The 14,044-nt window shown below is 48.6% G+C and carries 5 protein-coding genes and 1 CRISPR repeat array; of the genes, 3 read left to right on the top strand and 2 right to left on the bottom strand.

Annotated features, from left to right (window positions below):
• Nucleotides 1–260: 260 nt before the first annotated feature.
• Together ACFFJH_RS15365 and ACFFJH_RS15370 are read left to right on the top strand one after the other, a co-directional pair.
• Nucleotides 261–1,979, top strand: a complete 1,719-nt coding sequence (locus ACFFJH_RS15365) for a DUF1800 domain-containing protein (RefSeq protein WP_390213812.1) — start codon at nucleotides 261–263, stop codon at nucleotides 1,977–1,979.
• 45 nt (nucleotides 1,980–2,024) lie between these two features.
• Nucleotides 2,025–3,440 (top strand): DUF1501 domain-containing protein, encoded by a 1,416-nt coding sequence (locus tag ACFFJH_RS15370; RefSeq protein ID WP_390213813.1) that lies wholly within the window; start codon nucleotides 2,025–2,027, stop codon nucleotides 3,438–3,440.
• Nucleotides 3,441–3,542: 102 nt separating this feature from the next.
• Here ACFFJH_RS15370 and ACFFJH_RS15375 read toward each other — a convergent pair whose 3' ends face one another.
• Nucleotides 3,543–5,090: a response regulator gene (locus ACFFJH_RS15375; protein ID WP_390213814.1), complete on the bottom strand. Its 1,548-nt coding sequence runs from the start codon at nucleotides 5,088–5,090 to the stop codon at nucleotides 3,543–3,545.
• Nucleotides 5,091–5,483: 393 nt separating this feature from the next.
• Between ACFFJH_RS15375 and ACFFJH_RS15380 the strand changes: the two genes are divergently transcribed.
• The gene (locus ACFFJH_RS15380; protein WP_390213815.1) at nucleotides 5,484–7,862 is read left to right on the top strand and encodes a DEAD/DEAH box helicase; all 2,379 of its coding nucleotides are present in this window, start codon (nucleotides 5,484–5,486) and stop codon (nucleotides 7,860–7,862) included.
• Between the two features lie 199 nt (nucleotides 7,863–8,061).
• Nucleotides 8,062–13,070: a CRISPR direct-repeat array (repeat unit 28 nt; unit sequence TTTCTAAGCTGCCTGTGCGGCAGTGAAC).
• Between the two features lie 334 nt (nucleotides 13,071–13,404).
• On the opposite strand, the gene ACFFJH_RS15385 is transcribed toward ACFFJH_RS15380, so the two are convergent.
• The gene (locus ACFFJH_RS15385; RefSeq protein ID WP_390213816.1) at nucleotides 13,405–13,830 is read right to left on the bottom strand and encodes a KilA-N domain-containing protein; all 426 of its coding nucleotides are present in this window, start codon (nucleotides 13,828–13,830) and stop codon (nucleotides 13,405–13,407) included.
• Between the last annotated feature and the right edge of the window lie 214 nt (nucleotides 13,831–14,044).

Below are 14,044 nucleotides of genomic sequence, written 5' to 3' on the forward strand. Positions count from 1 at the left end.
GCGTTCGTTCATCGTCATCGCAAAACAAATTGTGTATTTGCGCAATAGATGTAACAAAACTTCGCAGAAAAACACGCATATCCCACTCTTTTTGCAGCTTAAATCGACTTAGTTGGCTCAGTGCTAACGTTCACATTTGCTTACAAAGCCTGCTTGTTCCAGCGCCATCAGTTCACTAGTCTTAGCACATCCGCTGGCAGTCCAAATCACACACTGGCGCACATCCTAGTACCGTAACCCACTTGCCCAAGACAGGGAATATGATGACCAACACAATAAACTTCAATCCCACAACTTCAGCCATAAGCGCTGGTGTTTTGCTCTCGCTCAGCGCATGCGGTGGCAATTCCTCGATCACAGACAATGGCGATAAACAAGCCGCCTCCAACAATCCTAATAATGCCACCATGGCAGGTGCGCCTGCCAATGCACCTCTCGTCGCAATAAGCGAGACCGAGGCGGCGCGTTTTTTGGCACAAGCAGGTTTGGAAATTACCCGCGCCCAGATAGTCAAAGTGCAAAATCTAGGTTACAGCGCTTGGCTTGATGAGCAAATGGCAATGCCGCCTAGTATGAGCCGCTGGGATTGGCTGGTGTCCAAAGGCATGAATGATATTAGCCTGCGCAATTCACAGGCCGGATTCGATGCTTGCGCCTGGCGCAAACTGATTAATTCTCCCGATACACTGCGGCAACGAGTGAGCTTGGCGTTATCAGAAATTTTGGTAATTAGCATCAATGGGCTGGTGAATGGCGGCGGTTGGAAAGCCTTCGCCGCCGCGCACTATCTAGATCTACTCGAAGCTAATTGCTTTGGCAATTACCGTGACTTATTAGAAAAAGTCAGCACCTCGACCGCGATGAGTTTGTATTTAACCTTTCGTGGCAATACCAAATTCAATCCCACTACCGGCGCGCTACCCGATGAAAACTATGCGCGCGAATTGATGCAATTATTTAGCATAGGCTTACTTCAGCTACATCAAGACGGTAGCGTGGTGCTACAAAACGGCATTCCCTCAGAAACTTATACGCTCGACGATATCACAGGTCTGGCACGTGTATTCACAGGCTGGGATTTTGATTTAAGTAGCAGTAATCTAAGCACACCTGATTATCACCGTCGTCCGCTCAAGCAAATCCCCGCCAAACATGAAAGCGGTGCCTCTAGCTTTCTCGGACAAACCATCCCCGCTGGTCTTAGTGGCGAAGCGGCGTTGAGTATGAGTTTAGATATCATCTTCGCCCACCCCAATGTCGCGCCGTTCATTTCGCGCCAATTAATACAGCGATTGGTCACTAGCAATCCCAGCCCTGCTTATGTAGCCCGTGTTAGCGCAGTATTTAGCGCTAATAGCGCAGGCATTAAAGGTGATTTAAAAGCAGTTATCAAAGCCATACTCTTAGATGAAGAAGCACGTACGCCAGCCAATCTAAGCAAAACGGATTTTGGCAAAGTGCGTGAGCCCATGATTCGTTTTTTAAACTGGGCGCGCAGTTTCAACGCTAACTCGGCCAGCGACACCTGGCGTATCGGCGACACTTCTGATGCGGGTACTAAATTAGGCCAAAGCCCATTGCGCTCTCCGTCCGTATTTAATTTTTTCCGACCTGGCTATGTACCGCCCAACAGCGCGATTGCAAACGCCAACTTAGTCGCACCAGAAATGCAAATCGTCAGTGAATCCTCGGTCGTAGGCTATATCAATTTTATGCAAAGCGCCGTGAGCGGAGCGCGCAATGTCGGCGACTTGCGCGCAGATTACAGCGCACTACTTAGCCTCGCAGATAAGCCTCAGGCACTGGTGGCGGAGCTCAACCTTTTATTGGCCGCCAATCAAATCGACAGCAACAACACCAACAGCATCGTCAATGCAATCGCCAGTATGCCGATAAAAAATGAGCGAGACCGCAATCAAAGAATCTATGCAGCCTTAACGCTGGTCTTAGCTGCACCTGAATTTATCGTCTTGAAATAGTACATTGATGTAGAACAATAACTGCGAACAATAAGAGAGAACATCATGAATCCAAATATCCCCAATAAACCAAACAACATCAACGCATCGCGTCGCGCGTTCCTGCAACGAGGCTCGGCGCTGGCAGTCGCAGGCGTGGCGACACCATGGGCGATCAATTTGGCCACCATGGCAGAAGCGGCGGCCGCCAATGCGACTGATTACAAAGCCATCGTCTGTGTATTCATGTACGGTGGCAATGACTATGGGAATACCTTAGTGCCCTACGACAGCAGCAACTATAATGCTTACCAACAATTACGCCCCAGCCTGGCCTATCAACGTGCCAGTTTAAGCTCCACGCTTTTAGTACCTAGCACCACGCCCATCGATAATGCAGGCGTCGCACGAGAATTTGCATTGGCACCCGAGCTAGCACCGCTGCTGCCTATATTTAATGCGGGAAAAATGGGTGTGCTACTCAATGTCGGCACCTTGATACAGCCCACTAGTAAACTTCAATACAGCAATAAAAGCGTGCCACTGCCGCCCAAATTATTTTCACATAATGACCAACAATCAGTCTGGCAATCATCCTCACCTGAAGGCGCAACTTCGGGTTGGGGCGGTCGTATGGGTGACCTATTCGCCGCCGGCAATGGCAGTGCGACTTTTACTTGCGTCAATGTATCAGGCAATGCCGTCTATCTGGCTGGCAAGCAAGCCGTTCAATACCAAATCACCACCAATGGATCAGTGCCATTGGCGGGCTTACAGTCACCTTTATTTGGCTCCAGCGCTTGCTCAGAAGCCCTACGTCAGCTGGTAACGCAAAGTCGCACACACCTGTTTGAAAATGAATATAACCGCGTCAGCAAACGTTCCATCGATGCTGATCTCGTACTCAGCAGCGCGCTTACGTCTGGCCCAGAAATAAAAACGGTTTTCCCAAGCGACAACAGCCTTGGCGACCAGCTCAAAATGGTGGCACGCATGATCGCAGCGGCGCCGACTTTAGGCACTAAGCGTCAGGTGTTTTTTGTATCATTAGGGGGATTCGATAATCACGATGGATTACTCACTGAACATCCCGTTCTCTTAAAAACGGTAGCCGATGCGATGGCAGCTTTTTACAACGCCACGCTAGAACTAGGCGTCGCCAATCAAGTGACGACGTTTACCGCTTCCGATTTTGGTCGCACCTTGAGTGGAAATAACGATGGCAGCGATCATGGTTGGGGCAGCATGCATTTTATGTTGGGGGGCGCAGTCAATGGCAAACGCTTTTACGGCACCGCGCCTATCATCGCCAGCAATGGCCCTGACGACGTGGGTCAAGGACGTTTATTGCCGACCACCTCGGTGGATCAATACGCGGCTACTTTGGGTAAATGGTTAGGGATTTCTGACTCGGAATTACTCAGTCTGTTACCTAACTTGTCGAACTTTGATGTCAGTAGCAGAAATCTAGGCTTTGTCTGATTTGCCTCGTGGCGAGCGAGCTTATGTTTAAAATTAGGTTCAGACTTATATTCAGACTTATGTTGGAATAAATCAGCGCCAAGAGAAACTAGACACCGCTTGTTAACGCGGAAAACGTAGCGTCACGGTGGTACCGTCTTCATCCGAGCTTTTCATGCTAACGGTACCGCCATGCGCCTCGGCGATAAGTTTGGCTGAATAGGTTCCTAATCCCGTGCCGCCGACTTTACCATGCGACACATACTTTTCAAAAAACCGCGCTTCGACCGCGGCAGGTACGCGTCCAGGATTATGGATACGGATTTCAATCACTTCACCAACGATCAGTTCACATAAAACATAGTCACCAGCGTGACTCGCCTCCGCGCCATTTTTAAGCAAATTATGTAGCATGGAATACAGTAACAACTGCTCGCCTTGCAATTGCACATGCTCCATTGCATCGGCCTGCGCGCTATCATCCTGCACACTATTATTCACAAACTTTGCTTCGATCACCACGCCTTTACTGGCGAAAATTTTCTGGTTTTCTTCACATACTCGCTGTATCAAAGCATTTAGATCGACCCGCTTAGTTTGCAGCACATAGCGGCCTTGCTCGATTTTGAGGAGGTCACTGGATAAATCAATTAATTGCAAAATATCGTAGGTGCTTTGTTCTATGATTTTAATTTTTCCGCGCTGTTCTTCAGTCAGTGTACTGTCTTCGGAAAATGTCGCAGTGTGTCCCAAAATAATGGCTAAAGGGTTTTTAATATCATGATGGGCGATCCGCTCTACCTCTTCTCGCAAGCGCGAGTTTTCCATTAAGAGATCGTATTTCTCGCGCATATGTTCATGATTAAGCGAAATGCGTATCGCTGCAGCGACACGTGCTTTCAAAATCACAGGATCAATCGGCTTGGTCACATAATCCACCGCGCCCAAATTAAAGCCTTGCGCAATCTTGTCGGCCTCACCTATGGCCGTCAGAAAAATGATAGGAACATGAGCCGTTCGGGGATCATTTTTGAGGCGACGACAAACTTCAAAGCCATCAATCTCGGGCATCATCACATCCAGCAACACCAAGTCCGGCGGGGCGGCTTGGCACACACTGATCGCTTTAAGTCCGTTAGCCGACACCTTAATTTGATACTGGTCTTGTAATAGCCCCGCCACCATCCGTAGATTAAAAGGCGTATCGTCCACCACCAATACTGTGGGACGTTTATTTTCAGGTTTATTGGCGACAGCCTCAGCGTTGTTATCTGAGCTGCTGAGCTTGTGATAAGAATTGGTCAGCGCATTCCGCACTTTGCGTGCTAACTCGTCTGGCTTAAATGGTTTAAATAAAAAATCACTGACACCTGCTTGTATAGCTTGCATAACGTAGTCGCGCTGCATTTCCGCCGAGACGATAATGACAGGAATGCTGCTCAAACGCGGGTCTCTACGCACGGCGAGCAATAGTTCCAGACCGCTCATTACTGGCATCGACCAATCGGTAATAATTAGTTTGGGAGTCAGCACTTTCAGTAGACGCATCGCTTCTTCGCCATTGGTGGCAATCTGAATTTTGGAGTAAGCCAAGGCTTTGAGCTGTTGCACGATAATGTCGCGGATCGCCGAAATATCATCCACGACCAAGATTTCACAGAAGTCAGTCATAATCGCCCAGTCTTGAGATTAAGAACTACAGCAAATTCAATCAGATAGTGGATAATGAAAATACCCGCATTCGACACCAGAAGCAAGATGAAAAAACTATCTTTATCATCAACGCCACATGAGACTATTCCAAGCCGATATAGACAAAAATCAGCGGCAAGCCAACACGGCAAAATGACTGTCATAAGATGAGCAACTCGGCAGAAGATATTTTTTTACCATTAAAACTCCCGCTTCTAAAGCTAATTGCATGATTTTTAAGCGAAAAATAGCAAAGCCATTAGGCAGAAACAGCATCTAAGAGTAAACTACGACCTTATGCTTTTTCGTATCCTGCGAAAAACGCGCCTCTCATACCTCTTGTACCTGTTATTCCTCTAGTGAGCCCGCCCCATGTCTGAAGCCCAATTATCCCCGACTATCACCTTTGCTGATCTGCAATTGAGTGAAGCCATCCAACGCGCCTTGAGCGACGTTGGCTACGAATCGCCATCGCCGATTCAAGCAGCAACCATCCCGACTTTATTAGATGGTCGTGACGTCCTAGGACAAGCACAAACGGGTACGGGTAAAACAGCGGCGTTCGCGCTACCGATTTTGTCGAATATCGACATCCGTCAAACTGCGCCGCAAGCACTGGTGTTAGCACCTACCCGTGAATTGGCGATCCAAGTCGCAGAGGCATTTCAGACTTATGCGCGTTACATTCCTGGCTTTCATGTTTTGCCGATCTACGGCGGTCAAAGCTATGGCCCACAATTATCCGCACTGCGCCGTGGCGTGCACGTGGTGGTTGGTACACCAGGTCGTGTGATCGACCATTTGGACAAAGGCTCGCTCGATTTATCCCAACTCAAAACACTGGTACTCGACGAAGCCGACGAAATGCTGCGCATGGGCTTTATTGACGACGTAGAGCGCATTTTGCAAGAGACACCAGAAGGCCATCAAACCGCGCTGTTCTCTGCGACCATGCCATCCGTCATCAAACGCATCGCGCAAACCTATTTGAATAAACCAGCCGAAATCACCGTCGCCGCAAAAACCGGCACTGCCGACAATATCCGCCAACGTTATTGGTTGGTCAGCGGCATGCACAAGCTCGATGCCTTGACACGTATTCTCGAAGCAGAAACCTTTGACGGCATGATCATTTTTGCTCGTACTAAACTCGGGACTGAAGAACTCGCAGACAAATTAGCTGCACGCGGCTTCTCAGTCGCTGCGATCAATGGCGACATTCAACAAGCACAACGTGAACGCACGATACAACAACTCAAAGATGGCAAGATCGATATCTTGGTCGCGACTGACGTTGCCGCACGCGGCCTCGATGTGGAACGCATTAGCCACGTCGTCAACTACGATGTGCCGTATGATCCAGAAAGCTACACGCACCGTATTGGACGTACCGGTCGTGCAGGTCGCAGCGGCGAAGCGATTTTGTTCATCACCCCACGTGAAAAAAATCTCTTAAAAGCAATCGAACGCGCCACCCGTCAACCCGTGTCACCACTCGAATTGCCGACGATCCAAGCCGTCAACGATGTACGGATTGCGCGCTTTAAAGATCAAATCACCAATACGTTGGCAGAAGGTGAACTCGAACAATTCCTCAGCGTGATCGAATCGTACGAGCAAGAACACAACGTGCCCGCAATCGAAATCGCCGCCGCACTCGCCAAAATGGCACGCGGCGATGAACCTTTGCTCCTCGATAAAAATAAACGCGAAGTCAAAAACGACGACAGCTGGCGCGATGAAGTCAGCTCACGCGGCAGTCGCAGCGAACGTGGAGATCGCCCTGCACGAGGTGAACGCGGTGACCGAGGCGATAGATTTGGTGATCGCAGTGAGCGCGAAAGCCGCGGCCCACGTCGCGAGCACAGCCCACGCGTAGCAGAGCCAGGCATGCGCACTTTCCGTATCGCCGTCGGACACGAACACGGCGTCAAGCCAGGCAACATCGTCGGTGCGATTGCCAACGAAGCGAATATCGATTCCAAACATATCGGCCGCATCGATATCTATGACGATTACACCGTCTTAGATTTGCCCGAAGACCTGCCAAAAGACATGCTCACGCACTTAAAGAGCGTGCGCGTCGCTGGACAAGCTTTGAACATTCGTGCGGATGGCGAAGCAACCAGCAGCAAAGATGAAGCACCACGCAAATTCAGTGAACGAACAGAACGCGCACCTCGTGCTGAACGTACTGAGCGCAATGAGCGTACTGAGCGCGCCCCACGCGAAGATCGCAGCAAACTCGATCAAGTCGTCGCCCGCGCGGCATCGCTTCCGGACGAAGCAGCGCCAGCCAAAGCCGATAAAAAACGCGCAGAAACAAAAGGCAAAGTAGCGATCCCGATGCAAACCTTCCGCATTGAAGTCGGCAAACAACACGCAGTCACACCAGGCAACATCGTCGGCGCCATCGCCAACGAAGCAGGCCTAGACGCCAAACTCATCGGCCACATTGGCCTGTTTGACGACTATTCCACAGTCGATCTACCAATCGGCATGCCAAAAGACATCCTCAATCACCTCAAAGGCGTCTGGGTCGCAGGCAAAAAATTAGAGATCAAAGAAATCGGCACCAGCACGATGTTGGTCAATGCTAAACCTGTTCCGTTAAAAGAACGTATTACGGGTGGTAATCGTCGTGTGGCAGAGAAGGAAACCAAACGAGAGAAAAAACCAGTGACAGCGCGTGGTGGTAGTGGAGGGAGATTTGCTACTGTGAAGGCGGCTACTAAGGGTAAGAAGTTTTGATATGATGGGTTAGCTAAGCATTTCCAGAACAACAAGCTTGTTCTGCGATAAACAAAGTATGCTGTCTAAGTTGAAAAGCGGAATTCCATATCCAATAGAATTCCGCTTTTTTCATTTCCCCAACAAGGAAAGTATTTAACCTTCTCTCATGCTTTTCCCTCTTAAACGTTTCAAACCGTCTTAGCAAGTTACTGGGCTTTCTCTTAGCTGCCTGTGCGGCAGTGAACAGCGTCAGGATATTTTTCCATCCATTCTGCATTTTCTAAGCTGCCTGTGCGGCAGTGAACCTTTACATACAGGTCATTGCCAACGCATTCAATTTCTAAGCTGCCTGTGCGGCAGTGAACACGAGAAACAATGTTGAATCGTTTTACTTAATTTTCTAAGCTGCCTGTGCGGCAGTGAACTGTCTGTAACGTGTAATTCTGATTTTTCTGTTTTTCTAAGCTGCCTGTGCGGCAGTGAACTTTACACCCAAGACAAAGCCGCGGCTTTGATTTTTCTAAGCTGCCTGTGCGGCAGTGAACATATTGGGCTGGCTTGTGCGGCTTTGGCGGCTTTTCTAAGCTGCCTGTGCGGCAGTGAACCATGACCACATGCTCAATGTGACGTATCTAATTTTCTAAGCTGCCTGTGCGGCAGTGAACGAATTAATTCAATCCTTGCTTGGTTTTCTTCATTTCTAAGCTGCCTGTGCGGCAGTGAACGATGGCTGTTTTACCATTGATTGACTCGATAGTTTCTAAGCTGCCTGTGCGGCAGTGAACCATCAATGCGGAAAGATTGACCTGGCATTAATTTTCTAAGCTGCCTGTGCGGCAGTGAACTTAACAAGCGCTTTGCCAGAACATGTCGTACTTTTCTAAGCTGCCTGTGCGGCAGTGAACCACCGCAAATGGATTGCGAGTCAAAGCTATTATTTCTAAGCTGCCTGTGCGGCAGTGAACTGAATAAGTTTCAAAACAAAACGTATTTCTTCTTTCTAAGCTGCCTGTGCGGCAGTGAACGTAACCCTAATGCTGGCGCGGCTTTCGCTTCTTTTCTAAGCTGCCTGTGCGGCAGTGAACTTGCTCAGACATATGCGCGATTAAATAACTAATTTCTAAGCTGCCTGTGCGGCAGTGAACTGGTTAAGAAGTTTCCTAACGCCGGTCGCTTCTTTCTAAGCTGCCTGTGCGGCAGTGAACAACTCTTTCATCATTCCAAATAATGCCTCAATTTTCTAAGCTGCCTGTGCGGCAGTGAACACGCAGCGTCCACGAAAGCATGGTATTTGGTTTTTCTAAGCTGCCTGTGCGGCAGTGAACTTGCGATTGAGAAATTTAGGGATGGATACGGTTTTCTAAGCTGCCTGTGCGGCAGTGAACCAACACAAGATAACGCAAGAATATCGTCCCAATTTCTAAGCTGCCTGTGCGGCAGTGAACTAATTCTTTGTACGGCTCCGTCAACAGTTAAATTTCTAAGCTGCCTGTGCGGCAGTGAACAACTTGGCTCATCCGTTTCATATCCGATGTTATTTCTAAGCTGCCTGTGCGGCAGTGAACGTTGCTACACTGTTTATTTGATGTGGTTGATATTTCTAAGCTGCCTGTGCGGCAGTGAACGTTGCTACACTGTTTATTTGATGTGGTTGATATTTCTAAGCTGCCTGTGCGGCAGTGAACGACTTCCCCAATCTCCAACATATCCCTTAAATTTTCTAAGCTGCCTGTGCGGCAGTGAACAGGCTTTAAAAGAGATAAACAATTGGCAGAATTTTCTAAGCTGCCTGTGCGGCAGTGAACGAGACTACCGACTTCCTGACGACATTGAAGAATTTCTAAGCTGCCTGTGCGGCAGTGAACAGTTAGCATCATTCTATCGCCCTCGATCCACATTTCTAAGCTGCCTGTGCGGCAGTGAACAATTGCACCAAGACCTACAGCGATGACGGTTATTTCTAAGCTGCCTGTGCGGCAGTGAACGCTTGGGCGACTCGCGCAATCTTGGCGCTTATTTTCTAAGCTGCCTGTGCGGCAGTGAACAAAAGATAATGCGCCCGTTTGTTCGTTTTTTCTTTCTAAGCTGCCTGTGCGGCAGTGAACGTTCACAACATGGCGCAATCGTGCGTCCTTGATTTCTAAGCTGCCTGTGCGGCAGTGAACGCACGTGCTACAGCTTTGCGATCTTCTGGATATTTCTAAGCTGCCTGTGCGGCAGTGAACTACCGCCCAATGCGTAACCGTCTGCACGCATTTTTCTAAGCTGCCTGTGCGGCAGTGAACGCATTGATCGCGCCATAGTCAGTCATATTCAATTTCTAAGCTGCCTGTGCGGCAGTGAACGTGTAACGTCTCCAAACGGCGTTACCGTTCAATTTCTAAGCTGCCTGTGCGGCAGTGAACTAGTTGGGCCAACGGTTCGAATTGTTGTTGCTTTTCTAAGCTGCCTGTGCGGCAGTGAACATGAATTTTTGGCTTCATACAAGCCTGTTTTTTTTCTAAGCTGCCTGTGCGGCAGTGAACGCAGCTAGACGCATCGCTGAGCGGCCTCAGCTTTTCTAAGCTGCCTGTGCGGCAGTGAACATAGTTGAGGGATTAGATGACGATGTGCAAGCTTTCTAAGCTGCCTGTGCGGCAGTGAACCCGGATATCCGGCAGGAATGCAAACGGCTCAATTTCTAAGCTGCCTGTGCGGCAGTGAACGATAGTTGACGTGATTTAGAAATTCCTTTTTCTTTCTAAGCTGCCTGTGCGGCAGTGAACTACTATGGAGACGCTGCTTGAAACTGTATTGATTTCTAAGCTGCCTGTGCGGCAGTGAACAGATCGTGGGCGTTTTATACGTCTGCGGAAAATTTCTAAGCTGCCTGTGCGGCAGTGAACTGGCAAATGCTGTTGTCATTAGTGACCCCGCAGTTTCTAAGCTGCCTGTGCGGCAGTGAACCTGCGTACTCGTCATAGTGAGCTGGTTGTATTTTTCTAAGCTGCCTGTGCGGCAGTGAACATTTGCAGTCACTCTGCAAGATGTGTCATGACTTTCTAAGCTGCCTGTGCGGCAGTGAACGTCGGCGGTCGTCACAGGTGCAGGCCCTGCGATTTCTAAGCTGCCTGTGCGGCAGTGAACAGCGCCTCTTCTGATGCTTGTGGCTTGGCAGATTTCTAAGCTGCCTGTGCGGCAGTGAACATGCCAAAGCAATCGCAATCACTGACTCAATTTTTCTAAGCTGCCTGTGCGGCAGTGAACGGATGCAGGGCTTCCACGGCGGCGGCCAGTACTTTCTAAGCTGCCTGTGCGGCAGTGAACTAGGTAGACGTTCGCAAAAAATTGGCTTGATATTTCTAAGCTGCCTGTGCGGCAGTGAACAGCGCACCGCCAAACGTATCTATGCGATCAAATTTCTAAGCTGCCTGTGCGGCAGTGAACGGCTGCAGGATGGTCTTGCTGTCGTTTAATTTTTTCTAAGCTGCCTGTGCGGCAGTGAACGGCTCAACCATTTCAGTCGATCTGGCTTATTTTTTCTAAGCTGCCTGTGCGGCAGTGAACTGCACCAGAAAGGTCGCGCTAGGCCGATTCACTTTCTAAGCTGCCTGTGCGGCAGTGAACGTTCAGTGTTAGTCATCATTACTTCCTTTCAATTTCTAAGCTGCCTGTGCGGCAGTGAACATGCGCGAATAGTAGTTACACCGATTGGCGGCTTTCTAAGCTGCCTGTGCGGCAGTGAACAGTTATTATTGTTCTTAAGGCGATCTTATATATTTCTAAGCTGCCTGTGCGGCAGTGAACTTCTGACACGACATTCAACGACGACTCGAATATTTCTAAGCTGCCTGTGCGGCAGTGAACGAGGCAATAATGCAAGCATGGGACATCGTGAATTTCTAAGCTGCCTGTGCGGCAGTGAACCGTCGTCAAGCTGTACAGCAATTGATAGTTGATTTCTAAGCTGCCTGTGCGGCAGTGAACTTTGACACGGCTTGGTATTGGACTTCTACGCATTTCTAAGCTGCCTGTGCGGCAGTGAACTGGCGTACACCTCGGCGGGTGTATGTGCAGTATTTCTAAGCTGCCTGTGCGGCAGTGAACATGTGTACAAAGCTGAAGGAGGTTTATTCAGCTTTCTAAGCTGCCTGTGCGGCAGTGAACACTCGCTGTTTGACGAAGTCAATCGCATTCGCTTTCTAAGCTGCCTGTGCGGCAGTGAACCAAGGGAGGTTTAATTGGTACTTGGGTGCGTATTTCTAAGCTGCCTGTGCGGCAGTGAACGTATTGTTGGCGTGCAAGGATTCGCGGGTGTCTTTCTAAGCTGCCTGTGCGGCAGTGAACGCATGTTTTTCTTTCTGAAGGGTTTAAAGCAATTTCTAAGCTGCCTGTGCGGCAGTGAACACGGCCTCAAATTCAGCCCGCCACCCTTTTGTTTTCTAAGCTGCCTGTGCGGCAGTGAACCAAAGAGGCCATTTGACCCGCCGCAACGTTTTTTTCTAAGCTGCCTGTGCGGCAGTGAACGGTGCGGCGGGTGTTGCGGTTAAATTGCCAGATTTCTAAGCTGCCTGTGCGGCAGTGAACGAGACGATATGACTATCGAAACGAAATCAGTATTTCTAAGCTGCCTGTGCGGCAGTGAACAGGACTTGCTCTCTCCAGACGTGGCAGCTTGTTTTCTAAGCTGCCTGTGCGGCAGTGAACTAACTCAAACTAAAGCACATTGCGACAGCATTTTTCTAAGCTGCCTGTGCGGCAGTGAACATTTTCTTTGATAAGTTATTTACAGTTTCGCTTTTCTAAGCTGCCTGTGCGGCAGTGAACGAGGCGGTAAAAGAAGCTGAATCACTTCAAGATTTCTAAGCTGCCTGTGCGGCAGTGAACGTAAAGCAAAAAATAAATTACTACGCTAAAAATTTCTAAGCTGCCTGTGCGGCAGTGAACGAAGCCCACGCGCGCGCGGCATGGCAACTGGCTTTCTAAGCTGCCTGTGCGGCAGTGAACAAGAGCGCCCTCATCGCTGTCATGCTTCCCTATTTCTAAGCTGCCTGTGCGGCAGTGAACGAAACTCACGCTGGCGTTGTGCGTTTGTCTTTTTTCTAAGCTGCCTGTGCGGCAGTGAACCCCAGTAAAGATGAAGAATCTGCTTGGGAAACTTTCTAAGCTGCCTGTGCGGCAGTGAACGTAACCAGCCGATATTGACATCTTGCAGTAATTTTCTAAGCTGCCTGTGCGGCAGTGAACAGCATTCTACTAAGAAAAAAATAAGTTGCAACAAACACTTAGCGCATTTTTTCGGTTTTCACCAATGTTCTAAGGGCTTGTTGCAACTATTTGATTTTTATAATGTTTTTTTAAAGAGCAATTTGATTGGTATAAATTGGTGTTTGATCGTATTGACCAAACACCTTCCAATGGCGGATTTACGGTGTCAGTTGCCTATTTGTACTGCGCAGCAAGATCGTGATTTGCGAAATGGCTAGCACATTCATCGATCCTAAATTTGTAAACACACTAGCTGATGCATATTCACTTGATCACGCATATTGCCTGCAAACCTCGGATTCGCATTTCACCATTATTGAGCTGACACGCCAAATATAGCGATATTCAATAAATCGGCCTCGCTTACATACACCGTACTGATCTGTTGTTTGGTGAGTGTGTCGGGAATCAAGTTTTCTTTGATTGCATCGGTATGAATATGGTAGTTCACCTTGGCCAAATTGCGTCGAATATCCCAACCTAACTGCGCAAACTTTTGCGCTTTCAGGTGTTGGAATTCTTTGATCAAATAAAGCTTAAACTCTACCGAGATCCAACTCGCAAACTCAAACGCAATGTCCTTCTGCGCATAAGTGCAACCGTAGCGTCCCGCCTTAGAGATCAAGCCGATTGCGCCAGTGGATTCTATCCATTGTTTAGGTGTTAAGGTAAAACTATTGAGACCGGCTTCCTTTCTAAACCCATCGAATTCGATGGGTTTAAAACCGGGATTATTCAATTGTTCTCAGATTCCTAGAAATTCAATAGTGTTACGATTACGCAACCAGTTACCAACAATAATGTCGGTTCTGTCCACACTTTTGTAGCGAGCAATATCAGTGATGCAAATATACTCAATACACATTGAATGTGTAAGAACCAACTTCATGTTCCATTACTTGGAGTTTGGTTTTCATGCCCTATAACCTCATATTTAAGATCAGCATTACAAC

The organism is Affinundibacterium danionis, from assembly GCF_042432465.1.
GTDB lineage: Bacteria > Pseudomonadota > Gammaproteobacteria > Burkholderiales > Burkholderiaceae_D > Undibacterium > Undibacterium danionis.